Origin of the sequence: Agrobacterium radiobacter, from assembly GCF_040801995.1 — a bacterium.
GTDB classification, from domain to species: domain Bacteria; phylum Pseudomonadota; class Alphaproteobacteria; order Rhizobiales; family Rhizobiaceae; genus Agrobacterium; species Agrobacterium radiobacter.
In genome coordinates, this window is the sequence record NZ_JBEGHX010000001.1 from 1,596,360 (window position 1) to 1,619,854 (window position 23,495).

At 57.1% G+C, this 23,495-nt stretch carries 27 protein-coding genes and 1 tRNA gene; 11 read left to right on the forward strand and 17 right to left on the reverse strand.

Annotated elements, in window-relative coordinates:
- Nucleotides 1-106: 106 nt before the first annotated feature.
- From rplL to tuf, 9 genes are all read right to left on the reverse strand, one after another.
- Nucleotides 107-484, reverse strand: a complete 378-nt coding sequence (gene rplL, locus MRBLRC7O_RS08065) for a 50S ribosomal protein L7/L12 (RefSeq protein WP_003507708.1) — start codon at nucleotides 482-484, stop codon at nucleotides 107-109.
- A gap of 59 nt (nucleotides 485-543) precedes the next feature.
- On the reverse strand, nucleotides 544-1,062 hold the full coding sequence (rplJ, locus tag MRBLRC7O_RS08070; protein WP_003519348.1) for a 50S ribosomal protein L10: 519 nt from the start codon (nucleotides 1,060-1,062) through the stop codon (nucleotides 544-546).
- Between the two features lie 355 nt (nucleotides 1,063-1,417).
- Nucleotides 1,418-2,113: a 50S ribosomal protein L1 gene (gene rplA, locus MRBLRC7O_RS08075; RefSeq protein ID WP_003507704.1), complete on the reverse strand. Its 696-nt coding sequence runs from the start codon at nucleotides 2,111-2,113 to the stop codon at nucleotides 1,418-1,420.
- Nucleotides 2,114-2,115: 2 nt separating this feature from the next.
- Nucleotides 2,116-2,547, reverse strand: coding sequence for a 50S ribosomal protein L11 (gene rplK / locus MRBLRC7O_RS08080; RefSeq protein WP_003507702.1), 432 nt, complete (start codon nucleotides 2,545-2,547; stop codon nucleotides 2,116-2,118).
- A gap of 144 nt (nucleotides 2,548-2,691) precedes the next feature.
- Complete coding sequence (gene nusG / locus MRBLRC7O_RS08085; protein WP_003507690.1) at nucleotides 2,692-3,222, reverse strand: transcription termination/antitermination protein NusG; 531 nt, start codon at nucleotides 3,220-3,222, stop codon at nucleotides 2,692-2,694.
- A gap of 23 nt (nucleotides 3,223-3,245) precedes the next feature.
- Entirely contained in the window at nucleotides 3,246-3,446 is a 201-nt protein-coding gene (gene secE, locus MRBLRC7O_RS08090) for a preprotein translocase subunit SecE (protein WP_003507689.1), read from the reverse strand.
- A gap of 183 nt (nucleotides 3,447-3,629) precedes the next feature.
- Nucleotides 3,630-3,705 (reverse strand) — tRNA-Trp (locus MRBLRC7O_RS08095).
- 125 nt (nucleotides 3,706-3,830) lie between these two features.
- Nucleotides 3,831-4,724 carry an NAD-dependent epimerase/dehydratase family protein gene (locus tag MRBLRC7O_RS08100; protein ID WP_060723319.1) on the reverse strand — a complete coding sequence of 298 codons (894 nt, stop codon included), beginning with the start codon at nucleotides 4,722-4,724 and terminating at the stop codon, nucleotides 3,831-3,833.
- A 142-nt stretch (nucleotides 4,725-4,866) separates the two neighbouring features.
- Complete coding sequence (gene tuf / locus MRBLRC7O_RS08105; protein WP_003507684.1) at nucleotides 4,867-6,042, reverse strand: elongation factor Tu; 1,176 nt, start codon at nucleotides 6,040-6,042, stop codon at nucleotides 4,867-4,869.
- 402 nt (nucleotides 6,043-6,444) lie between these two features.
- Here tuf and MRBLRC7O_RS08110 point away from each other — a divergent pair, with 402 nt between their 5' ends.
- Nucleotides 6,445-7,077 (forward strand): TerC family protein, encoded by a 633-nt coding sequence (locus MRBLRC7O_RS08110; RefSeq protein WP_003507682.1) that lies wholly within the window; start codon nucleotides 6,445-6,447, stop codon nucleotides 7,075-7,077.
- A gap of 470 nt (nucleotides 7,078-7,547) precedes the next feature.
- On the opposite strand, the gene MRBLRC7O_RS08115 is transcribed toward MRBLRC7O_RS08110, so the two are convergent.
- Nucleotides 7,548-7,916, reverse strand: coding sequence for an MliC family protein (locus MRBLRC7O_RS08115; protein ID WP_003507680.1), 369 nt, complete (start codon nucleotides 7,914-7,916; stop codon nucleotides 7,548-7,550).
- A gap of 640 nt (nucleotides 7,917-8,556) precedes the next feature.
- Complete coding sequence (locus MRBLRC7O_RS08120) at nucleotides 8,557-9,006, reverse strand: hypothetical protein (protein WP_003507679.1); 450 nt, start codon at nucleotides 9,004-9,006, stop codon at nucleotides 8,557-8,559.
- A gap of 299 nt (nucleotides 9,007-9,305) precedes the next feature.
- Here MRBLRC7O_RS08120 and MRBLRC7O_RS08125 point away from each other — a divergent pair, with 299 nt between their 5' ends.
- Nucleotides 9,306-9,632: a BA14K family protein gene (locus MRBLRC7O_RS08125; RefSeq protein ID WP_080866265.1), complete on the forward strand. Its 327-nt coding sequence runs from the start codon at nucleotides 9,306-9,308 to the stop codon at nucleotides 9,630-9,632.
- Between the two features lie 117 nt (nucleotides 9,633-9,749).
- Entirely contained in the window at nucleotides 9,750-9,944 is a 195-nt protein-coding gene (locus MRBLRC7O_RS08130; RefSeq protein WP_003507677.1) for a hypothetical protein, read from the forward strand.
- Between the two features lie 58 nt (nucleotides 9,945-10,002).
- Here MRBLRC7O_RS08130 and MRBLRC7O_RS08135 read toward each other — a convergent pair whose 3' ends face one another.
- The 3 genes from MRBLRC7O_RS08135 to MRBLRC7O_RS08145 form a co-directional block, all read right to left on the reverse strand.
- Complete coding sequence (locus tag MRBLRC7O_RS08135; RefSeq protein ID WP_112539529.1) at nucleotides 10,003-11,853, reverse strand: ABC transporter ATP-binding protein; 1,851 nt, start codon at nucleotides 11,851-11,853, stop codon at nucleotides 10,003-10,005.
- A 300-nt stretch (nucleotides 11,854-12,153) separates the two neighbouring features.
- A complete protein-coding gene (locus MRBLRC7O_RS08140; protein WP_003507675.1) occupies nucleotides 12,154-13,179 on the reverse strand; it encodes an SAM-dependent methyltransferase in 1,026 nt (341 codons plus the stop codon).
- Nucleotides 13,176-13,964, reverse strand: coding sequence for a DUF1295 domain-containing protein (locus MRBLRC7O_RS08145; protein ID WP_003507673.1), 789 nt, complete (start codon nucleotides 13,962-13,964; stop codon nucleotides 13,176-13,178). Before MRBLRC7O_RS08145 ends, MRBLRC7O_RS08140 begins: the two co-directional genes overlap by 4 nt.
- 189 nt (nucleotides 13,965-14,153) lie before the next feature.
- Here MRBLRC7O_RS08145 and MRBLRC7O_RS08150 point away from each other — a divergent pair, with 189 nt between their 5' ends.
- The 7 genes from MRBLRC7O_RS08150 to MRBLRC7O_RS08180 all read left to right on the forward strand — a co-directional run bounded on the left by MRBLRC7O_RS08150 (nucleotide 14,154) and on the right by MRBLRC7O_RS08180 (nucleotide 19,850).
- Complete coding sequence (locus tag MRBLRC7O_RS08150) at nucleotides 14,154-15,527, forward strand: NAD(P)/FAD-dependent oxidoreductase (protein WP_003507671.1); 1,374 nt, start codon at nucleotides 14,154-14,156, stop codon at nucleotides 15,525-15,527.
- Entirely contained in the window at nucleotides 15,524-16,342 is an 819-nt protein-coding gene (locus MRBLRC7O_RS08155) for a DUF1365 domain-containing protein (RefSeq protein WP_060723326.1), read from the forward strand. Before MRBLRC7O_RS08150 ends, MRBLRC7O_RS08155 begins: the two co-directional genes overlap by 4 nt.
- Nucleotides 16,329-17,561 carry an SAM-dependent methyltransferase gene (locus tag MRBLRC7O_RS08160; RefSeq protein WP_080866266.1) on the forward strand — a complete coding sequence of 411 codons (1,233 nt, stop codon included), beginning with the start codon at nucleotides 16,329-16,331 and terminating at the stop codon, nucleotides 17,559-17,561. Before MRBLRC7O_RS08155 ends, MRBLRC7O_RS08160 begins: the two co-directional genes overlap by 14 nt.
- A gap of 27 nt (nucleotides 17,562-17,588) precedes the next feature.
- Nucleotides 17,589-17,966: a DUF2147 domain-containing protein gene (locus MRBLRC7O_RS08165; protein WP_003507664.1), complete on the forward strand. Its 378-nt coding sequence runs from the start codon at nucleotides 17,589-17,591 to the stop codon at nucleotides 17,964-17,966.
- Between the two features lie 77 nt (nucleotides 17,967-18,043).
- Nucleotides 18,044-18,475 (forward strand): DUF2177 family protein, encoded by a 432-nt coding sequence (locus tag MRBLRC7O_RS08170; RefSeq protein WP_003507662.1) that lies wholly within the window; start codon nucleotides 18,044-18,046, stop codon nucleotides 18,473-18,475.
- A gap of 125 nt (nucleotides 18,476-18,600) precedes the next feature.
- Nucleotides 18,601-19,143, forward strand: a complete 543-nt coding sequence (locus tag MRBLRC7O_RS08175; protein ID WP_003507660.1) for a sigma-70 family RNA polymerase sigma factor — start codon at nucleotides 18,601-18,603, stop codon at nucleotides 19,141-19,143.
- Nucleotides 19,140-19,850 carry an anti-sigma factor gene (locus MRBLRC7O_RS08180; RefSeq protein ID WP_003507657.1) on the forward strand — a complete coding sequence of 237 codons (711 nt, stop codon included), beginning with the start codon at nucleotides 19,140-19,142 and terminating at the stop codon, nucleotides 19,848-19,850. The genes MRBLRC7O_RS08175 and MRBLRC7O_RS08180 overlap by 4 nt, the downstream gene beginning before the upstream one ends.
- An 85-nt stretch (nucleotides 19,851-19,935) precedes the next feature.
- Here the strand turns inward: MRBLRC7O_RS08180 and MRBLRC7O_RS08185 are convergent, their stop codons facing one another.
- Genes MRBLRC7O_RS08185 through MRBLRC7O_RS08195 form a run of 3 tightly spaced genes read right to left on the reverse strand, consistent with a single transcriptional unit; the run spans nucleotide 19,936 to nucleotide 22,869 of the window.
- The gene (locus tag MRBLRC7O_RS08185; protein WP_003507655.1) at nucleotides 19,936-20,976 is read right to left on the reverse strand and encodes a sensor histidine kinase; all 1,041 of its coding nucleotides are present in this window, start codon (nucleotides 20,974-20,976) and stop codon (nucleotides 19,936-19,938) included.
- Between the two features lie 4 nt (nucleotides 20,977-20,980).
- Nucleotides 20,981-21,418, reverse strand: a complete 438-nt coding sequence (locus MRBLRC7O_RS08190) for a response regulator (RefSeq protein ID WP_003507653.1) — start codon at nucleotides 21,416-21,418, stop codon at nucleotides 20,981-20,983.
- Nucleotides 21,415-22,869: a sensor histidine kinase gene (locus MRBLRC7O_RS08195; RefSeq protein ID WP_003507651.1), complete on the reverse strand. Its 1,455-nt coding sequence runs from the start codon at nucleotides 22,867-22,869 to the stop codon at nucleotides 21,415-21,417. The genes MRBLRC7O_RS08190 and MRBLRC7O_RS08195 overlap by 4 nt, the downstream gene beginning before the upstream one ends.
- A gap of 157 nt (nucleotides 22,870-23,026) precedes the next feature.
- Here MRBLRC7O_RS08195 and MRBLRC7O_RS08200 point away from each other — a divergent pair, with 157 nt between their 5' ends.
- Complete coding sequence (locus MRBLRC7O_RS08200; protein ID WP_223566956.1) at nucleotides 23,027-23,452, forward strand: response regulator; 426 nt, start codon at nucleotides 23,027-23,029, stop codon at nucleotides 23,450-23,452.
- Nucleotides 23,453-23,495 lie beyond the last annotated feature (43 nt).

Consider the following 23,495-nt stretch of genomic DNA (forward strand, 5'->3'; position numbering starts at 1 on the left):
AACCCATTACCCAAAAGCCATTTTCACGCGGCTTTTGGGTAATGGGTTTTAAAAACGATGACGACGGAAAGGGGCATGAAGCCCCTTCCCGCCAGCAATCGCAAGATTACTTAACGTCGACCTTAGCGCCGGCTTCTTCAAGCTTCTTCTTGAGATCAGCAGCTTCAGCCTTGGAAACAGCTTCCTTGACAGCCTTCGGAGCGCCTTCAACGAGGTCCTTGGCTTCCTTCAGGCCGAGGCCCGTGATAGCGCGGACTTCCTTGATGACGTTGATCTTGTTGGCGCCAGCGTCAACCAGGATCACGTCGAATTCAGTCTTTTCTTCTTCAACAGCAGCAGCAACGCCAGCACCGCCAGCAGCAGCAACAGCTACCGGAGCAGCGGCGGAAACGCCCCACTTTTCTTCGAGAAGCTTGGACAGTTCTGCAGCTTCCAGAACGGTCAGGGTGGAGAGGTCTTCTACGATCTTTGCGAGATCAGCCATTTTGATAGTTCCTTTTGTTCAGTTCGAACCAGTTTGAATATTTACAGCGAAAAACCGCCTTAAGCGGCTTCGTCCTTCTTGGCGTAAGCCGAGAACACCCGTGCCAGCTGGCTTGCAGGTGCGGCGACAACCGTAGCGACGCGAGTTGCCGGGGCATTGAGAAGGCCCAGCAGCTTTGCGCGCAGCTCGTCCAGCGAAGGCAGGGTCGCAAGCGACTTGACTGCTTCGGCGTTGAGCGTGGTTGCACCCATGGAACCACCGAGAACAACGACCTTGTCGTTGGTCTTTGCGAAATCCATGACGACTTTCGGAGCGATCATAGGGTCGACGCTGTATGCAATCAGCGTCTGGCCCTTGAAGAGATCTGTCATCCCTTCCGACTCCGTGCCCTGAAGAGCGATCTTGGCCAGGCGGTTCTTCGCGACCTTGACGGTGCCTCCGGCAGCGCGCATCTTCGAACGGAAGTCGTTCATCTGCGCAACGGTGACACCAGCATAGTGGGCCACGACAACCGAACCGGAAGCCTTGAAGACTTCGTTCAGCTCCGTGACGAATTCGCGTTTTTCCGCTCTTTCCACTGTCTGTCTCCAGTAGACGGGACCACATGATTGTGAACCCGTCGGGTTTGCCTTTGCCCCAAGGGACCTTTTTACAAAGATCCCGAGCGACGCTCGAGGATCCTGTCCCCCGCTCTGTCGCCGCAAACGGCTTCAGGCACAGGCACACCAGGTTCGAACCGGACAGTCAGGCATCAGCAGATGCCTCAAATCCAGCCTCACCCGTCTCATGCAGGTTGAATGATTAAGGCCAGGCCCCGAAGGAAATGGCCACCCGCAATCTCGGACAGGAGTTCCGGGTTTCCCCGGAAATCTCCGGCTCCTGGGAGCCGGAAATTCTTTTATTCACACTTCCCTTGGGAAGCGCGAGAATTGATTAAGCCGTAACCGACGAAGGGTCGATCTTGACGCCCGGACCCATGGTCGAGGAAATGGCGACGCGCTTGACATAGTTGCCCTTGGCGCCAGCCGGCTTTGCCTTGATGACGGCATCGGCGAAAGCCTTGATGTTTTCCTCAAGAGCCTTGGCGTCGAACGAAGCCTTGCCAACGCCAGCGTGTACGATACCGGCCTTTTCGACGCGGAACTCGACAGCGCCGCCCTTGGACGCCTTGACGGCGCCGGCAACATCCATGGTCACCGTACCGACCTTCGGGTTCGGCATCATGCCACGCGGGCCGAGTACCTTGCCGAGACGGCCGACGAGCGGCATCATGTCCGGGGTCGCGATGCAACGATCGAAGTCGATCTTGCCGCCCTGAACGATTTCAACCAGTTCTTCTGCACCAACAACGTCAGCGCCAGCAGCCGTGGCTTCATCAGCCTTGGCGCCGCGTGCGAAGACGGCGACGCGAACGTCACGGCCCGTGCCGTTCGGCAGGTTGACAACGCCACGAACCATCTGGTCCGCGTGGCGCGGGTCAACGCCGAGGTTCATCGAAACTTCAACGGTTTCATCGAACTTGGCGACAGCACGTTCCTTGACCATCGAAATGGCGTCGGTGAGAACGTAAAGCTTGTTGGGATCCACACCTTCGCGGATCTTCTGAATGCGCTTTGCTACCTTGGCCATGATCAACCTACCACTTCCAGGCCCATGGCGCGGGCGGAGCCCTCAACCATTGCCATTGCGCCTTCGATGTCGGCTGCGTTCAGATCCTTCATCTTGGCTTCTGCGATCGTCTTGACCTGAGCCTTGGTGATGGAGCCGATCTTGGCGCCCTTGCCAGGCGTCTTGGAACCGGAGGTGATCTTGGCTTCCTTCTTCAGCCAATACGTCATCGGCGGCTGCTTCATGACGAAGGTGAAGGACTTGTCCTGGTAATAGGTGATGACGACCGGAATCGGCATACCCTTTTCCATTTCCTGCGTGGCGGCATTGAACGCCTTGCAGAATTCCATGATGTTAATGCCACGCTGACCAAGTGCCGGACCGATCGGCGGGGACGGATTGGCCGCCCCGGCCTTTACCTGCAACTTGAGCTGGCCTGCAACTTTCTTAGCCATATCTCTCTGCCTTTCAATTCAAACCGGTTACCCGGCTTCTCTTAAGCCGGATTGCTCCGGCGGCTGCGGTTGCGTGGTGCGGCGCCCTGCTCCGGCTTAAAGAGCCAGTTTGCCTTCCACGCGCTTGGGGTCTTGCCCCGCCAATCAGACCTTCTCGACCTGATTGTATTCCAGCTCGACCGGCGTAGCGCGGCCGAAAATCGAAACTTCCACCTTCAGGCGCGAACGCTCTTCGTCGACATCCTGAACCACGCCGTTGAACGACGCGAACGGACCGTCGGAAACGCGAACCTGCTCGCCGATCTCGAACGAAACCGAAGACTTCGGACGCTCGACACCTTCCTGAACCTGACCGAGGATACGCTCGGCTTCATAATCGGGAATCGGAACAGGCTTGCTGTCCGAACCGAGGAAACCGGTAACCTTCGGCGTGTTCTTGATGAGGTGATAGGCCTCATCCGTCAGGTTGGCGCGCACCAGCACGTAACCTGGAAAGAACTTGCGCTCGCTGTCGACCTTACGGCCACGACGCACCTCGACAACCTTTTCGGTCGGCACGAGGATTTTCTCGAACAGATGAGAAAGACCCTTCTGACGGGCCTTCTCTTCGATCGACTCAGCGACCTTCTTTTCGAAATTCGAATATGCGTGAACGATATACCAGCGCGCTGCCATTTTTTTATTCTCCGTTCAATCCGTTACCGGCCGACGTTCAGCACGAGGCTAAGCACCCAGCCGATGAGCTGGTCAGCAGCAAAGAAGAACAGAGCCGCAAAAATGACCATCACCAGCACCATAGCCGTCGAAATCATGGTCTCGCGGCGCGACGGCCAAGTGATTTTTGACGCTTCGGCGCGAACCTGCTGCAGAAACGTAAACGGATTGGTTTTGGATGCCATTGACTGCCCACGCAATTACGGCGCGTAAAGCCGAACTAATCAGCCCCACGCACCGCGTGTCTGTTTTGACCTTACATAAACACCGATTCCACTTTTAACAAGAGGAAATCGACATTCGGCGAAATTCGCCGGAAATCCGGCCCCATCTGCCATGCAGCGAAAACCGCGCTTGCGAATGGAAAGTGGCAGGGGCAGAGGGGCTCGAACCCCCGACCTGCGGTTTTGGAGACCGCCGCTCTACCAACTGAGCTATACCCCTTCAGCACCTGAATCGGCCGCGAAATCGCTTGGCCAATTCGGTATGCGCTCCTTTAAGGTGCAGGGAAAGGAATGGCAAGTGTGTTTTTTGTTTTTTCCACTCCGCCCCCGAAAATCCTGCGCCTCTCAGGTTTTAACGTATTTCCGCCAGTCATGTTCTTCGCTGAAGCCCAGGACCTCGCGAATCTTGCGGTTGGAGATCAACCCCTCATGATCCCCGATCTCGCGGCGGAATTGCACGTCAGGGAAATAAGTCTGCGCAAGCTCGCGCGTGGGGACCGTCGCTGTCGCTGTATCATTGACGGCGTTGAAGACCTGATAACCGAGGCCGTCCTTTTCGATGCACAGATGGCAGATCTGGCCAAGATCGCGCGCATCGATGTAACCCCAGGCATTGCGTTTGCGCGTTTCCGGACGGGCGAAGAAGCCGGGAAACTTCTCATATTCATGCGGCTCGATGACATTGCCGATTCGCAGCGCGTAAATGTCGCATCCGCTTCGCTCGGCAAATGCCCGTGCCGTCTTTTCGTTCACCACCTTCGACAGCCCGTAGGAATCCATCGGATCGACATCATAGTCTTCCTCAAGCGGGAAATGGTGGAAATCCTTCTCGCCCTCGGCAAAACAGACCCCGTAGGTGGTCTCGCTCGATGCGATGACGATCTTGCGGATACCAAGCTTCACCGCAGCCTCGATGACGTTGTAGGTTCCCATTGTATTGATGCGGAACGTCTCATTGTCGGGCTTTATCAGAATGCGCGGAACCGCGGCGAAGTGGATCACCGCATCATAGGGCAAAACACCCTTCCCGCTTTCGAGCTCTGCAAAGTTCCTGTGCATGGACAGGGCATTAAAGACCTGCCCACTGTCGGTGATGTCGACAATGAGATTGGTGACGCCCGGCCTGTCGAGCGGAACGAGATCGATGTTGTGGACCTCATAACCCTTGTCGATAAGCCACGGGATCACATGCCTGCCGGCCTTGCCGGAACCACCGGTAAATAGAACGCGCTTCTTCATGATACTCCTCATCATCTCCCCGGCAACGAAGTAGCAGCCCGGACAGGGAAGCGAAAGCCACCCTCCCCCTAACGCGCAATACAAAACAAAAAACCCCGCTGTCTCCAGCGGGGTTTCCGTCAAGCCTTTTCAGGCCCGAAGATTACTCGACGATCGAAGCCACGATGCCGGCGCCGACGGTACGGCCGCCTTCGCGGATAGCGAAGCGCAGCTTTTCTTCCATCGCGATCGGAACGATCAGCTCGACTTCAACGGTGACGTTGTCGCCAGGCATAACCATTTCCGTGCCTTCCGGAAGCGACACGATGCCGGTCACGTCAGTCGTACGGAAGTAGAACTGCGGACGGTAGTTCGTGAAGAACGGCGTATGACGGCCGCCTTCTTCCTTCGTCAGGATGTAGGCTTCTGCCATGAACTTCTTGTGCGGCTTGACCGAACCCGGCTTGCACAGGATCTGACCACGCTCAACGCCGTCACGGGTAACACCGCGAACGAGTGCACCGATGTTGTCGCCAGCCTGGCCCTGGTCGAGCAGCTTGCGGAACATTTCAACGCCGGTAACCGTCGTCTTCGACGTCGGACGGATGCCGACGATTTCGACTTCTTCACCAACCTTGACGATACCGCGCTCTACGCGACCCGTCACAACCGTACCACGGCCAGAGATCGAGAACACGTCTTCGATCGGCATCAGGAACGGCTGGTCGATCGGACGCTCAGGCGTCGGGATGTAGGCGTCAACAGCAGCCATCAGCTCGCGGATCGCGTCTTCACCGATCTTCTTGTCAGAATCTTCAAGAGCGGCAAGTGCCGAACCCTTGATGATCGGAATGTCGTCGCCCGGGAAGTCGTAGGACGACAGAAGTTCGCGAACTTCAAGCTCGACGAGCTCGAGAAGCTCGGCGTCGTCAACCTGGTCGACCTTGTTGAGGAACACGACGATCGCCGGAACGCCAACCTGACGGGCGAGCAGGATGTGCTCGCGCGTCTGCGGCATCGGGCCGTCAGCTGCAGAGCAAACCAGGATCGCGCCGTCCATCTGGGCAGCACCGGTGATCATGTTCTTCACGTAGTCGGCGTGGCCGGGGCAGTCGACGTGCGCGTAGTGACGGGCAGGCGTCTCGTATTCAACGTGTGCCGTCGAGATCGTGATACCACGAGCCTTTTCTTCCGGAGCCGCGTCGATCTGGTCATACGCCTTGAACTCGCCGAAGAACTTCGTGATTGCTGCCGTCAGCGACGTCTTGCCATGGTCAACGTGACCGATCGTGCCAATGTTGACGTGCGGCTTATTGCGCTCGAACTTGCTCTTTGCCATGTGAATTGCTTCCTGTGAACGTGAAGTAGTTTCCCCGGCGCACCGGTTTGGTGTCGCCGTTTAAGGCTTTGTAAGCGAATGCGCAAGACTTAATTATGAAAGCGTCTTCGCGCGCGCCTTAAGCGTGCCTTGAGGCCTGTATATGGTGTCTGGTTTGCGACATTTAAACCCTCGCGAGGGTGAGGCAGACGTCGGCCGGGAGCCCCCCTCCGTCAGCCTAGCTAATCACTAAACAAGATATTTCTATCACAACTTCTTTACCTGCACCGGCATGATGGCTTAAGTGCATTCCATCGCCGGGGGGAGACGGGCGATTGGAATCCGGCGCGCGCGCCATCCCATGCCATATCTCGATCCGTCGCTTTTCCCTCGCGACATCTCTATCCGTTTCAGGACTATCCCATGGAAATCTTCACAGCTGCCGGTTTCACGGCATTTTTGCAGGTCATTGCAATCGACCTCGTTCTGGCGGGCGACAACGCCATCGTCATCGGCCTTGCCGCCGCCGGTCTGCCTGCTCATCTTCGCCGCAAGGCGATCCTGGTCGGCATCATCGCCGCCACGGTTCTGCGCATCGGCTTTGCCGCCGTCACCGTCCAGCTTCTTGCCATTGTCGGCCTGCAATTATTCGGCGGACTGCTGCTCGCCTGGGTGTGCTGGAAGATGTGGACGGAACTGCGTGACGCCGCAGGTTCCATCGAAGACGAGGTGACCGACGAAGAGGCCGACCTGACCAAGGGTCACAAGACCTTCTTCCAGGCCGCGACCCAGATCGTCATCGCCGACGTCTCCATGTCGCTGGACAACGTCCTTGCCGTCGCCGGCGCTGCGCAGGAACACGTGACGGTGCTGATCATCGGCCTCGTCGTATCGATCGCGCTGATGGGCCTCGCCGCCAACTTCGTCGCCAAGCTCCTGCACCGCTATCGCTGGATTTCCTACCTCGGCCTCATGGTCATCATCTATGTGGCGCTCAACATGCTCTACCACGGCACGCTCGAGGTTCTGCCTTATATCCAGGCCTATCTCGGCTGACACCGCCAGTAGAAACGCTTTTGCACAAGGCCCGGAAACGCCAGTTTCCGGGCCTTTTTCGTGACCTGCGACCGTCAAATCCCTCACCCGGTTTCGCCGTTGCAGAACAGGAAGAATCAATCGTCGCAATTGCTGCAACATCAGGAGAAGACAGGGAAATCGTGAATTCTCGCTGGTGGTTTCTGACAGTTGAGGTCAGCCACGGGCAAGCCTAGGGAGCTAGTCAATAAGTCATAATAATAAAAAGAAAGGTAAAGCTGCCAATGGCTTATGACTGGAGCGGCGGTCGTACCCGCCGCCTTCGCAGGGTGAGGCTCGGTGTTGTCGCCAGCTCTCTTATCCTGCTGGCGCTTCTTGCGTCGCTCGTTCTTGGCTGAACGCGCCGCGCGCGCACTCCCACGCTGACCGGCGGCATGGCAAGGTTTTCAGGAACCGCCCTGCCGCCGCTCCTTTGAGGGAAAGTCCAGCGCTCAGGATTTCTTCACGTCCACGCAATGAACCGGCTTTTTCATCTCCGGGTCCGCCATCAGATCGTAAAGATCCGCCTCGTCACCCTTCGACCACCAGACATAAATACCGCCCTGATATTTGGCGCCCGAGGCCGAAATGACATTTGCGGCGACCGTCACGCCATCCTTCAGCCCCAGTCGCACGAGGCTGACCTCGCCCGCATTAAAATAGACGGCCTCCACCTTGTCGGCGACGCATTGATAGACGGTCTCCACCTTTTCGACCGTCGTGTCCTTCGGAAGCGGAATCACCAGGTCTTCAGCCATGGCGCCGGTAGCGAGCGATACGGAGAAAGCTGCAAGAGATATCGCGGCAACGGTTTTATTCATGATGATCCTTTCCTGATGTGACCGGATCATAAGGTCATGCCAGCAAAGCCGAAATGGGGCCGCCGCCTCGCGCCTATCAAATTTCCGGGAAAGCCAACCTTGCAAACATGCGGCAGATCTATCGCCGCACAGGCCATGCGGGTACCTTCATTCGGGCCGGCAAACTGCGGCGAAACCTATCGAAACAGCCAATAAACGACGCCAAGGATCACCGTCCACATCAGCAGCGATATGGCCAGCACCGTGAGATAGTTTCGAAATCGTCTGGTCATCCGCCCACATTGCCGGCGAGCCGTCATCGGACAGCCGTAGCCGTTGAATTGCTGGATGCGGATCAAGCCGCAGGGTCAACTCGTTCTATCAATAGATTGAATCGCAAGCCATTCGCAGTTTTTACCCGCCCTAAAACGGGGTTGCCTCATCTAGCGAGTTTCACCCCATCGAGAAACAGGTTCATCCGCGAACAGGTCCTGATCGCGGATGGGCCGTCATATCCTCACATGCCAGCAAGGGCAGCGAAGGAGCCATAGGCAAAGGCGATGCGGGGCAAACGATCGCGACCGAACGGCCTACGCGTTATCCGAATCTATCTCGGATAACGCGCCAATACCGGAGCAGCGGATCGGCCCGCCGCCCTGCCTCAGCTCTTCAGGGCCGTGTTGCACAGGCTCCAGTAACCGCCGCCCTTCTGGATCCATTTCAGATCGCCGAGCGTGCCGTCACTCTTGTTCTTGTGGTAGGAGTCGACGCAGGTTTTCAGGCGGGCCTTTCCGGGCGTCTCGCTTGAATATTTCTTATCGATAGCACTCGGGAAAGCGACGCCCTTCGGGGCTTTTATCGTCGCTTTTGCGGGTTCTTTTTCGGTGGTGGCCGCGACCTGCTTGTCGTCGGCCGCATCCTCAGCGGCCGCCTCGCTGCCGCAGAACTTGGCGCGATAGTCGTTCCACTTGACGTCCTTGGCGGACCCGTCGGCTTTCGCCGCCTGATACTTCACGCTGCACTCCTTCATGGTGAGTGCGGCTGCGGGGGAGACGAACGCCGCCGATGCCAGCAGCGCAAAGGATGAGAGAATGACAACCCTGTTCAACATTGAAGACTCCCGTGTGCATGATTGCCGGCCGACTATCTGACCGGATTTTCCGCTTGTCAACGAGCAGTGCGGTAGAGACGGAAACTCAGATCGACGGGGCACGGCACTTGCTCACCGGACACACCATCTTCGTGGTGAAGCCGGCACGGCGCCGTCATCTTGAAGACCCCGTCGCAGGAGCCGGATGCATCCCCAGCACCCAATCCCAAGAATCACGTGTTCGTGTGAGGTCAACCCTTCACCGGAACGAATTTCCTAAGTTTTCGTTAGCATACCGAACGAATAACGAGGATTTATCGATGTTGAGGATGCCGAAGACTATCTCCGCGCTCGCTCTTGGCGTCGCAATATCTGCCGCTTCCGTCGTGCCCGCCCATGCTCTGAGCCTCATACAGCCGGCCTATGAGACACAGGAACAGGCGCAGACTTCAGACCAGCGGGGCTATCCCGCCTCAGCCTTTGCGGCAGGAAAAGGCGAAGGGGCCACGCCCAACGGTTACGCCCTGTCGCAGGCCGAGATCAACCATGTAAAATGGTGTGCGACGCGTTACACATCCTACCATCCCACCGACAACAGCTATATGGCGGCTGGCGGCACACGGATGCAATGTCTCTCGCCCTATTGATTCGGCTGCGGCCCGGGCCGCGCCGTTTCCGACAAGATAAAATTTACCTTAAATTCTACCGGTTTGAACCTTTCTCCCATCTGGCCATTTGAACCGTGTGCCAACGGAGAAAACGCGATGTTGTGGAATCTGGAAAAGCTTGAGCAGGAACGAATTGACCTGATCGAGGTCATTACAGCCCTGCGTCGCGTGGAGCGTCTGTCGAAAACGGATCGCACCTCGATCTTTGAGGAAATCACGGCGCATATGGGAAGGCTGAGCGAACTGGATGCGGAGAAACTGCGAATCCAGTCAGCGCTCGATGCAGTCTGAACGCTCGCCACGCCAACCGGCTTATCGCCTCGGCGTCCCCCAATGCGGCGTCTGCTGATCACTCGTCTTCCGGAATAAACCCGCCGATCTGGCGTTTCCAGAGCCGCGCAAACAGCCCGCCCTGCTCGACCAGTTCCTCCGGCCTGCCCTCTTCGATAATCCGGCCATGATCCAGCACGATGATCCGGTCCATTCGTGCAATGGTCGACAGGCGGTGCGCAATGGCAATCACCGTTTTGCCCTCCATCACCAGATTGAGCTTGTCCTGAATGGCGGCTTCGGACTCGCTATCAAGGGCGGAGGTGGCTTCGTCGAGGATCAGGATAGGCGCGTCTTTCAACAGCACGCGCGCAATGGCGACCCGCTGCCGCTGCCCGCCGGAAAGCTTGATGCCACGGTCTCCGACAAAAGCGAGATATCCTTTTCGCCCCTCACTATCGGCGAGATCGGCGATGAAGGCATCGGCCTTCGCCACTTTCGCCACCTGCTCCACCTCCTCCCGCGTCGCCTCTGGTCGCCCGTAGCGGATATTGTCGCCAACCGACCGGTGCAGCAACGCCACATCCTGGGCAATCACCCCGATATTGCGGCGCAGGCTCATCTGCGTGACCTCGCGAATATCCTGACCGTCGATGCAGATGGCGCCATCCTGAATGTCGTAAAACCGCAGGAGCAGATTGACCAGCGTCGTTTTTCCCGCGCCAGACAGGCCCACCAGCCCGACCCTCTCTCCCGCGCGGACCTTGAGCGACAGATCATCGATCACCGGTCTGCCGGACTTGTAAGCAAAGCGGATATGGTTGAAATCGATATCTCCACGCGCGACATTCAGCTCCGCCGCACCGGCCCTGTCGGTAATGGTCGGCGGCGTCGTCATCACAGGCATGGCATCCTTGATGGTGCCGATCGCCTGGAATATCTGCTGGCCCATCTGCAGGAAGGTGAATGTGTGCCCTGACAGCCGCTGCAATATATAGACCGCGCCGACGAATTCTCCGACCGTGATGACCCCCTTCACCAGACCGGAAAACCCCACCGACAGGATCGCCAGCCACAACGCCATGTTGAGCGCAACCACGACCAGCTCAGACGCGCGGTAGACACGCTGCTCCCTGTGCTGCGTCTGCACCGCCTTGTTCAGAATGCGGCGGATTGCGCCCGCCTCGCTGTCTTCGGCAGCGAATTGCTTGATCATCTGCATGTTGCTGTAGAGATCGGTAATCGCGCCCGAGACAAGGCTCTTTTGTTTCGCCGACCGGCGTGACCGTTCCGTGAAGACGGGAGCCAGTTTGACGGCGAGAACCACATTCAGCACGATCCAGATGAACACCGGCAGCGCCAGCTGCCAGGACAAGGCGGCAAGAAGCGCAAGAGAGCCGATCATCTGCAGCAGAAAACGCGGTCCGATCTGGAATGCGTTGATGATCTGCTGCTGAACGGCTGACGAGACCTGCGAAAGACGCGAGGCGACCTGTCCGGCGTAGAGCTCATGGAAAAATGCCAGATCCTGCCGCTCCACGGCCTTGTGGCCCTGCCACTGGATGGCCACCGGCATGGCGATGCCGAGCGTGTGCGAATTGAGCGTATTGAGAAGAAACGAAGCCACCGGCATGGCGGGAAAGATCAACAACCCAAGGACGGTAAGCAGCGGCCATTCATCGCGCAGAAAAGCCTCCGCCCCCTGCGGCGTCACGCCATCAACGATAACGGACAATCCCCAGATGATCGACAGGTTGATGGCTTCCACCGCCATGGACGACAGGGCAAGAGCAATGAGGACGCCGCGAAACATCTCAATGAAATGCAACAGCACCGCGACGGGGCCTTTCGACGGCAGCGGCCGGAAGGGAATGTCGAGCGGCCGTATCAGCGTCTCGAAAGGGCGAAAAATCGTATCTGAAATCGACATGGGCCTCTCGGATCGCGGTTTGGCATCGACGGGGAGGAATCAGCTACGCGTCCGGCATGGAACCATGACCGGCCCTTGACCTCAATTGTAAAGAATAGCTGGTGCGCGCCCTGAACATGGCGTGAAATGAAACGTTCGCACGATCATGCCGATCATCGGCAAGTCGAAGCAGCGAAAATGATTGCGGGTGAACATGCCTGCAATGGAGAGCAGATAAGGCAAAACGGCGCAAAATCAACGTTTAACGGTTGTCTTCGATTTTCAAGGGCGAACACTGCGCCTTTTTTTAGTGTTTCGAACTTAACTGGGCATCAGAAGGTAATGTCCGACACCCCAGACCTCCCCACCCTGATGCCCGAACAGCCCGGCGGTTGCGAGGAAGAAAAGTCGCCAGCGGCGTTCCCACAGTCTCGCGTCGTTTCCGTAAACGCGCTTCAGGATCGGCCGGACACGGTCAATCTCCCGGTCAAAATTCGCCAGCCAATCAAGAGCTGTCCGTCGATAATGTAGACCGGACCATCGCCAGTCCTGTTCTACAGTGAAAATCTTCCCAAAACGATGGGGAAGATCGAAGGCAGGCATGATACCGCCGGTGAAGAAGTGCCGGGCGATCCAGTCTGCCGGATTATTGTGGTCAAAACGGTAGGATCGGTCACGGTGGTTGAAGACGTGCAGGAAGAACCTGCCTTCCGGCTGCAGCCAGGAACGAACCCGCGCGAATAACATCTGCCAGTTCGACATGTGCTCGAACATCTCCACCGACACGACACGATCGAAACGATTGCCTGTCGTGAAATCATTCATGTCGGCGGTTACCACCGAAAGGTTGGAGAAGCCGCGCTCCCGGGCGCAGCCGATTATGTAGTCACGCTGCGATGCTGAGTTCGAAACGGATGTGATCCGCGCATTGGGAAATCGGCCCGCCATATACAGGGAAAGCGAACCCCAACCGCAGCCGAGTTCCAGAATATCCATGCCATCACGCAGCCCGGCATGGGCCACTGTCTCGGAAAGCGCCACGGTCTCGGCTTCATCCAGCGTCGTCGTGGCGTCGGGATAATAACAGCAGGAATATTTGCGCTGCGCTCCGAGAACCAGCGAGAAAAACTCCGCTGGGACTTCGTAATGTTGTCTGTTCGCCTCGTCGGTGTGGCTGGCTATGGGAAACGTCGCCATATCCTTCGCAAAGGCCAATTCGGCATCATCGGGAATATTTGCAAGCCGCCGTTTCGTTCGCACGCAGAGCATATCTATACCGGCCAGTGTGACCGCGTCAGTGAGCGGTGCGCGTTCTGCGGCATTGATGGCGAAGGCGAGCATATTCATGGCGTTTCCTCGTTCTTGCGCGGGCCCGGAAAGAAGGCGTTGACGCGGCGTTGCAGGACGCGGAACCTCTCTCCGCGCGATTTCAGCATGTGCTCTTCAAGCGGCGGAATGCCGGAGACGTGGACGAGCAGCCAATACATCATGATGGGTGCAGCAAGCGACGCCCAGGACAAGACCTGCTCCTGAACGGCGAGCAGCGGGAAACTGCACCAGAAAAGCCATTCGAAGAAATAATTGGGATGGCGGGAATAACGCCAAAGGCCGGTTTCACAGACGCCGGTTTTTGCTTCCGGCGTTTTCCTGAATTTTGAAAGCTGGGCATCCGAGAGCGCTTCACCGGCCAGTGCGGCAAAAGCGACCGCCGTGGCGAAAATATCGATGAGACGCGGAAAACCCTGGCCGTTGCCGGCAGCGAGATAAACCGCAAGAACGAGCACGAAAGCGGCAATGGCCTGTATCTGGAGGAAGATGAAAAGTCTGAGAGGGGCTGCGCTGCCCCATTGCTTGATGAGCTTTGCATAACGGGGATCTTCTCCACCGCCCTGCGTGCGCATGCCTATATGCCCGGCAAGTCGCAACGACCAGACGACGACAAGGGAAAATAGGACCGCGCGCCGCCAGCCGTCTCCTTCCGCGAATAAAACTGCCGAAACTCCGCCAAACCCGACACTCGCCGACCAGACGGTGTCGATCCAGCCGCTAGAACCGGTTGCTCTCTGCAGCGCCCACGCGCCTGCCATCAGAAGCGACATGAGAATGGCAAGCGTCAGGATCACAGACAACATCACTACTTCACTCACGGTTTGAACAGATGGAGACCGGGTTTCGTGATGGCAAATACGACCGAACCGGCAAAAGAGTTTCAGGTTTCGGAAAAGATTCCAAAAAAACACCAGCCGCTGAAACTTATCCGCCCCCTCCCTCGTATCTGCGCTGTCCCAAGGCAAATTTCTGTAATGCGATGGCGAGGATAGATGACCGACACGGAAACGAGACAAAAAGATAGCCGGTACCGCATCGCAATTGTGGGAACAGGAATTTCCGGCCTGTCGGCAGCGTGGCTTTTGTCGAAACGGCACGATGTCACGGTCTTTGAGGCGGCTGATCGCGTCGGCGGCCACAGCAACACGGTGACATTCGATACGGATAAAGGACCGGCTCATGTCGATACCGGGTTCATTGTCTATAACGAGTGGACCTATCCCAATCTCACCGCGCTTTTTCGAACGCTTGACGTACAGACCGCAGCGTCGAACATGTCTTTTGCCGTTTCCCTCGACAATGGCGACTTTGAATATTCCGGTGGAACCGGTCTTGGCCTGCTGGCACAGAAGAGAAATGTGCTCAGACCACGTTTCTGGGCGATGGTTGCGGACCTCCTTCGGTTTTACCGCAATGCCCCTCGCGACCTGCATTTGATGGGCAATATATCGCTCGACGAATATCTCACGCACAACCGGTACGGATCGGCGTTCCGCGACGATCATCTTTACCCCATGGCGGCAGCCATATGGTCCACGCCGGCCATGGAGGTCGGCCGTTACCCGGCTGCGCATTTTATCAAATTCTGCCGCAATCACGGCCTGCTGTTGCTGCGCGATCGACCGGTCTGGCGCACCGTTGTCGGTGGCTCGCGCGAATATGTAAAACGCATCACGGCGCCATTTGCGGATCGAATTCGCCTCTCGACACCGGTGACACGCATTCGCCGCCTTCCGCGCGGCGTCGAACTCACCACCGCGGACGGGAAAACTGCCCGCTTCGATGACGTGGTGATGGCAACCCATGCAGATCAGGCGCTGGATATGCTCACGGACGCCTCGCCCGCTGAACAGCGCATCCTCGGCGCCTTTGGCTATACGAAAAACCGCGCCGTGCTTCACACCGACAGCAGTTTCATGCCCCGTCGCCGCGCTGCCTGGTCAAGCTGGAACTATGTTGCCGATACGCGCATTAAGGCGGGCCAGCCAAGCATCACATACTGGATGAACAGGCTTCAGCCGCTGGGAGAAACCCCGGACACTTTCGTAACGCTGAACCCGGTCCGGGAACCGGATCAAGGAAAGATCATCGCCGAGGAAACCTATCACCATCCCGTTTTCGACGCCGGCACAGAGCAGATGCGTCAGGAGCTTTGGGCTTTGCAGGGCCTGCGAAACACCTGGTTCTGCGGCGCTTATTTCGGATCGGGTTTTCACGAGGACGGACTTCAGGCCGGGCTTGCGGTTGCCGAAGATCTAGGCGGGGTGACACGGCCATGGAAGGTTGCCGACGATAGCGGCCGGATCATTCGCCTGGATTTGAAAACCATTGCGACGGACACGAAACTCATGGAGGCGACAGCATGACGCCTCCCTTCACGTCAGCGCTTTTTCCGGGCAATGTGACCCATGCGCGCTTCAAGCCGAAAATCCACAAACTGGCCTACCGGATTTATTCGCTGCTTCTCGATCTCGATGAACTTGAGACGCTCGACCGGAAATTGCGGTTTTTTTCCGTGGACCGGTTCAACCTCTTCTCTTTTCATCGCAGGGACCGTGGCGACGGCAGCGCGATTGGCCTGCGCCGGCAGATAGAGACAGCGATGACGGCGGCGGGTATCGCCGTGGATGGAGGGCCTATTCGCCTTCTCACCATGCCGCGCCTGCTCGGCTGGGCTTTCAACCCTCTGAGCGTGTTCTTCTGCTATGGGCGCGACACGTCGCTGAAAGCCATCCTCTGGGAGGTGGATAACACCTTCGGGCAACGGCATTCCTATCTGATCCCGGTGGAGGCCGGCAAAGAGACCGAGATCGTCCAGCGATGCGACAAGGCTTTCTATGTCTCGCCCTTCATGGACATGGACCTACGTTATGTTTTCCGCGTCATTCCGCCAGGTGACAGGTTGAAGATCGTCATCGAAACTTTCGACGATGACGGCGTGGTCCTGACGGCCCGTCATCTTGCCCGGCGCGTCGAGCTGACCGATCGCGCTCTGCTCAAAGCCTTCGTCACCATCCCGTTCCTGACGCTCAAGGTCGTTCTCGGCATTCACTGGGAAGCCCTTAAAATCTGGCTGAAAGGCGTGCGGCTCAAAAAACGTCCGCCGCCGCCCGCCGAACCCGTCTCATTCGTTCATCCATCATCGTCGCAAATCGAGGCCAGAATTCATGACCCCGTTTGAAAATCTCTCTGAATTATCGACGCAGGGCACTCGCCTCAACGGTCGTGCCGGCATGGGCACATGGCTCATCAGCCGGCTGCTGAACAATATCGAGCGCGGCCGACTGCGCGTAACCCTTCCTGGCGGTGGAAACATCGAAAAATCGGGCGATTCGGAAGGTAGCGAAGCCATTCTCGTGCTGCATAACTGGCGGGCCATCCGCAGGCTGCTCGTCAACGGCGATATCGGCTTTGCGGAAGGTTTCATCGAAAATGACTGGTCTACGCCTGACCTGCCAGCGCTCATCCGTTTCGCCGCTCAAAATCGCGAGGCATTTGCAAGGTCGATGCGCGGCAGCCTGCCCATGCGTCTCATCAACCGGCTTGCACACGGGCTGAATGCCAACACCAGACGCGGCAGCCGCCGCAATATCGAGGCGCATTACGATCTTGGCAACGAGTTCTACCGGCAGTGGCTCGATCCCACGATGCTCTATTCCTCGGCGATTTTCGACGAAACCACCACCAGCCTTGAGGCCGCGCAACGCAAGAAACTCGAGCGCATTGCGGAGAAGCTACAGCTGACCGGAAATAACAACGTACTCGAAATCGGCTGCGGCTGGGGTGCACTCGCCATCCATCTCGCCACGCAGCACAATACAAACGTGACCGGCATCACCCTTTCCCCCTCCCAGTTGCGCTGGGCAGAAAATGCGGCGGAGAAAGAAAACAACGCGGGCCGGATCGATCTCAGGCTGCAGGATTACCGCGACGTGCAGGGTCAATTCGACAATATCGTCTCGGTGGAAATGTTTGAAGCTGTCGGCGAAGCCTATTGGCCAAGCTATTTCGAAACGCTGAAACGCTGCCTGAAACCCGGCGGCCGTGCGGTGCTGCAAATTATCTCCATTGAAGAAAGCCGCTTTGACACCTATCGGCGCAAGGCCGATTTCATTCAGAAATACATCTTCCCGGGCGGTTTTCTGCCCTCCGATTCAGCGCTTGAAAAAGCCATGGGACAAACCGGCCTGAAACTCACGGAGACGGAGCTTTTCGGCCAGTCCTATGCGCTCACACTGTCGGAATGGCGCCAGCGTTTTCACGCCCGATGGCAAACGATTTCCCTGCTTGGCTTCGATGAGCGCTTCCGGCGGCTGTGGGACTATTACCTCTGCTACTGCGAAGCGGGTTTTGCCGAGGGAACCATAAATGTCGGCCTATACACGATAGAACACGGATGAGGCGGGGCGAACAAGCGGAGAAAGACAATGAAAATCAGCAGATTGGCAATTGTACCCGCCCTCTTCCCGACGCTGGCGGGCCTCGGTGCGGCAGCAGGCGAGATTGACGGAAACTGGGCGCGCGGCGACGGCAAGGCGAAAGTGCTGATCGCGCCCTGCGGCGAGAAAATATGCGCCACGAATACATGGATCAAACCTGGCACCGCAAAAGAAAAGACCGGTGATCGCCTGATCATGGACATCAAGCAGAGCGAGGCGGGCAGCTATTCCGGCACCGCCTTCGACCCGCAACGGGAAAAATCCTACAAGATAACGGTGACGGTCGCGGGCAATAACATGACCACGAAAGGCTGCATCGTCGCCGGCCTGCTGTGCAAGGGCATAAGCTGGACCAGGATCGACTAGCGCATACTCAAATCGCTTCTCTTTATTCTCGTCATCCCGAAAAAAACGTCGCCTGATCAAAGGCAAAGGAAACACCGATGAAGACATACCTTGCCGCTTATTCCTTCACCCTCATCGCATTTCTGGTGATCGATTTCATCTGGCTGAGCACCATGGCGTCGCGTCTTTACCGGCCAGCCATCGGCGATCTTCTGGCGGAAAATTTCCGCCTTGCTCCGGCAATCGTCTTTTATCTCATCTACGCCGCCGGCCTCACTTTTCTCGCCGTTCGTCCGGCTCTGATTTCGGGCGAATGGACCACGGCTCTGCTTTATGGCGCAGCGGTGGGCTTCATGGCCTATGCCACCTATGATCTGACCAATCAGGCCACACTGAAGAACTGGTCCACCACCCTGACTGTTGCCGATCTACTGTGGGGAACCTTCGTCTCGGCGGCAGCGGCCATCATCGGTTATCTCGTCACGGTCCGCCTCATCGGCCCGCTTGAAAACTCGGCGGGTCTGTCATGACACTTGTCATAACCTGCGGCTTGCGCCCGACGCTCAAAGGGAGTCCATGTAGCGAACGCCCCAAGCATCTCTTGTCTTCTTCCGAAAGACGACCCTATAAAGGAAGGACAGCAAGGAAGGTTCGAATGCAGGGCAAAGAGATCGCAACGCTTATCAACCGCGTCGGCATGGGTGATCGTTCAGCATTCGTCTCGCTTTACCAGGCAACAAGCCCGAAGCTTTTTGCGATCTGCCTAAAAATCCTGCGGGACAAAATGGAAGCCGAAGAGGCGCTGCAGGAAATCTATATCAAGGTCTGGCAGCGCGCCCGAACATTTGCCGTAAGCGCCGGCAAACCGGCGACATGGCTTGCCACCATCGCCCGCAACCACGCGATAGACACCATCCGTGCGCGTAAACCCGCAAGCGATGACATTGACGAGGCCTATGATCTCGTTGATGAGAGCATCCGCGATCCCGAGCAGCAGGTCGTTCTGGTGGATGAAGGCCGCAGGATCGATGACTGCATGCGGGAACTTGAGACTGTGCACGCACAGGCGGTACGTCGTGCCTATGTCGAAGGTTTGAGTTATCTTGAACTCGCCGACGAATTGCGCGTGCCTCTGAACACGGTCAGAACCTGGCTCCGGCGCAGTCTTCTCAAACTCAGAGAGTGCATGCAGCGATGACAACGGGCGACCAGAGTGGCGGAATGCACACGCGCGACGAAATCCTCGCCGGCGAATATGTGCTGGGCGTTCTGCCGCTCGAAAAGCGCCGCGAGGTGGAAAGGCGCATCCAGGACGAGGAAGCCTTCGCGCAACTCGTGCAGCGCTGGGAAACGGAGTTTTCCGACTTCAACGCCGAGTATCAGGAACAGACACCGAGCCCGACTGTCCTTGCCCGCATCGAAGAGCGCCTGTTTGGCAGCAGGGCTGTCAATACCAATGGCAGTCTCTGGAACTCCGCGCCTTTCTGGCGCTGGATATCAGTCGCCACCAGCGCAACCGCCGTCGCTGCCGTCGTCTATGCTGCGTTCCCCGACCAACGGCCGGATACCACCCCGCTTGTGGCCGAGCTTGCGACAACCGACAGTCAGGTCAATCTCCTCGCGTCCTACGATGCGGAATCGGGCCGGATGCGTATCGTACCGGTCGCAACCGGCAAGACGGACGAAAAATCATTGGAATTGTGGCTCGTCATGGATGGCGGCAAGACCCGCTCGCTTGGCGTTTTCCAGCCGGGCACGAACGGCGACCTCATCATTCCCGCCGACATGCGCGGCACCATAACGGATGGCACGACCTTCGCAATCAGCGTGGAACCCTTCGGAGGCTCTCCGACCGGTCAGGCAACCGGCCCAGTCATCGCTGTCGGCACCGCGCGGCATCTGTGAGGTTTCAAACCGGTTTTAGCATCGCCTGAGCGAAGCTTCTGCGCGGCTCTCATTACTGGCGCTGGTGAGAGCGGAAAATCAATCCTTACCGCTTCTCATGCCATGTCATAGTAAAACGCGTTCCCTGCCTCAGCTCGGGATGTGTATGGGTCTGCTCGACACGTGCACCGATATTCTGCGCCATCGCCATGATCAGCTTGGTACCGAGGCCTGTGCCACGCGGAGTCGAATCCGACGACACGCCGACGCCGTCATCTTCCACCAGCAGAACAAACTGCCCACTATCCTCGGAGAGTTTGACGCGAACCGTACCGGTCTGGTCAGGATAGGCATATTTCAGCGCATTGGTCAGAAGCTCGGTAATGATGACACCAAGCGCCACGGCATGATCAGCCTTGAGATCGATTTCGCAAAGCGAAGTCTCGACCGTGACGGAAGAAGAGCCGGGCACCGCCTGGAACAGGTCGCCGATGATAGAGGTCAGATAGGAACTCAGGGAGACCAATCCGACATTGGCGGTATTATAGAGGCTACGGTGCACGCCGGCGATGGCCGAAATCCTGCTTTGCGTTTCCAATAACGCGGTTTCCGCTTCCTGCGATTTCAGGGTGTTTATTTGCAGACGGATCATCGCCGACACCAGCGACAGGCTGTTCGCGACACGATGGTTCATCTCCTTCACCATCATTTCCGCGTGCTCTTTGGCCTTTACCAGCAAACGATCGGCCTCTTCCTTCGTTTGGCGCAGGCGATGGTTTTCCAATGCCTGCTCGATGGCTGTAAGCAGAAGCGGAAAGAAGTCGTCCCCGACATTCTTGATGACGTAGTCGGCAGCACCCGCCTTGAGCGCATCTATGGCGATTTGGGCCTCGTTGGACCCCGTCACATAGAGAACTGGCGCCCTTGCCGGTATCGTCTGGATCGCGGCAAGAAATTCCATGCCCGTCGCGGTCTGGAAATAGTGATCGAGAACGACAACATCGAACTGCCCGTTTTGAAAAAGCTCGAGGCCGGAAGCTACGGAGGTGGCATGAACCACCTCCATACCGTGACGACCGAGAACGCGGCTGGAAAGCCGCGCCAGAGCCGGGTCGTCATCGACATACAAAACGCGCAAAGCCATCATGCCTTCAAGGTATCTGAATTACGGAAAAGAACAGGCCGAGATTTTTGATGGCATTGGCAAAGCCCTCATAATCGACCGGCTTGGTTATATAAACATTCGCGCCAAGATCATAGCATTTCTGAATTTCAGTCTCGTCGTCGGTCGTTGTCAAAACCACCACGGGCAAACGGCGTGTATATTCATTGCTCTTGATCTGCTCGAGAATATTGATGCCCGACATGTCGGGGAGATTGAGATCGAGCAAGACGAGAAGATAACGGTCCTTGCTGACAAGCCCATCCCGACTTTCGCCTAATATAAAGTCCAGCGCCTTGGCGCCGAGCGTAAAAGGCACGATCTCGTTGTTCACGCCGGCGCGCCGCACGTTTTTCTCGATCAGCCGAGCATGGCCTTCGTCGTCTTCGATCATCACGATCGTTACTTCCTGACCGGTCGCTTTCATTTGTCGCTTTCCTTCGTCACGCGTCTGAGGTCACTCGGCATCAGCAGGATAAACGTGCTGCCTTCGCCAAGTTTAGACTCGACTTTAATGTCACCCCCTAAATTTCTGATTAGCGAACGAACATGCGCAAGACCAATGCCCTCTCCCGGCTGATCCTGATTGCCCGCCCGCCGAAAGAGCTCAAAAACCCGTTCGAGGTCCTGTTCGCCAATACCGCGCCCGTTGTCGGCGACTTCGATACAAATAGCTCCACGTCCAGCCGGATAGGCCCGGGCCGTCAGTCTCAGCGGGCGGCCAGGCATCTGGTATTTCACCGCGTTATCGAAGAGATTTCCGAGTATCTGATCGAGAGATATCCGGTCGGTCACGATCGTCAGCTTCGGCGTGTCGACTTCGATCTCGCCGCCATTGGCGTTGATCTGGTGGCGTACCGTCTCAGACAGTGACGAGAGCAACGTTTCTATGTCGACTTTCTCCGGCTGCAGCTTTCGCTGGCCGTCGCGGGATATTTTCAGGATGGCGTTGATCAGCTGATCCATTTTGCGGGTGGACGAGCGGATGAAGCCGATAGCCTCTGGAATATCCTCTTCAACCGCCAGCCGCGCCTCACGAATAACGTCCTCCGGGAGAGACTTGCCATCTGCGAGAACATAACTCGTTACCGGCTTCAGCGAAGTATCGAATTCGGATAGGAAGCCCATGATATTGACGAGCGGCGCGCGCAGGTCATGCGTCACGATATATGCGAAGCGCTGAATTTCCTGATTGGCGCGGCGAAGATCCCGCGTTCTTTCCTCGACACGTTCTTCAAGATGACGATTGAGTTCATCGACATCCTCCCGCGACCTGTTCAGGGCACGGATATAGGTGAAGACAAGGAAGATCGAACCACCGACCACAATGAGGATAGCGAGCGCACCGCCGACCGTTACCCAGCGCAGCTTATTGGCAGCCCCGAGTTGATCCGCAACGATGATGCGCAGGCGATCATCTGTGTCCGATTGCAGGTCCGACAGAATACTCCTGATCTCGTTCATGAAGCGTTTGCCGTCATTATTACGGACGACCTCAACCGCCTCCGTTATTCGGCCCGAACGCTGCAAATCGATGGTCTCACGGGTTTCAGCCAGCTTCGCGTCGATTGTCTGCCTCAAACCCGAAAGAAACTGCTTGTATTGCTCGTCTTCCGTCAGAAGATCGAAAAGTCTTGACTGGCGTTGGGGCAAGCCACGCAGGGCTTCTTCATAAGGCACGAGATAATCGCGATTATTGGTCAGCAGATATCCCCGCTGGCCGGTTTCGATGTCCTGCATCGTCGTCAGCACATCCAAAACAGCGGCACGAAAACGTCGGAGTTCCGCTGTTTCCTGGGAATAGCGGTTATTCACCTGCACCAGCCACAGCGACATGGAGACCATGCCAATCAAAATCGCAACACCCACGGCAAGCATCAAAAGGCTTCGTTGGGCAAACGGTGAAAAACCAGTCACAGAAATACATTCCCGGTAGGCACGAATTAAAGTTGCAAACTAGAATACGACGACATCAGAGGCGACTGTTTTCTTTTTATTTATGGAAGGAACCAGTTTGGGACTTAGGGGTTTTGCAATGTTGATTGGCAGTGCCCGACTGAGCCGAACTGACGAGAATGCGATAACGATGAGCTATAATTTCCAGGGAAAACAAATCCTCGTATTGGAGGACGACGCGCTTCTGGCGATGGATATGGAGGATTTTCTTTCCGATCTGGGGGTCAACGTCGTCGGGCCCGTTTCGCACATTGGCGCGGCCTTGGAAAAAATAAACGCCACTGATCTGGACGGCGCAGTCATTGACCTCAATCTGAGAGGCGAATTGTCCTTCCCGGTCATCGAGGAGCTCAAGGCGGCAAATATCCCTTTCGTCATATGCAGCGGATATGCGGAAATACCCGGAGTGCGTGCGCAGCTGGACGGGCTTACCGTCGTCTCCAAACCCTGCGATTTCGACAATCTCTCGCATGTTCTGGCAAATGAGTTTTCACTGACCAACTAGGGCGGGGCTAATCTCGGTCCGGTGCCCCAAGCCGCTTCTTTTC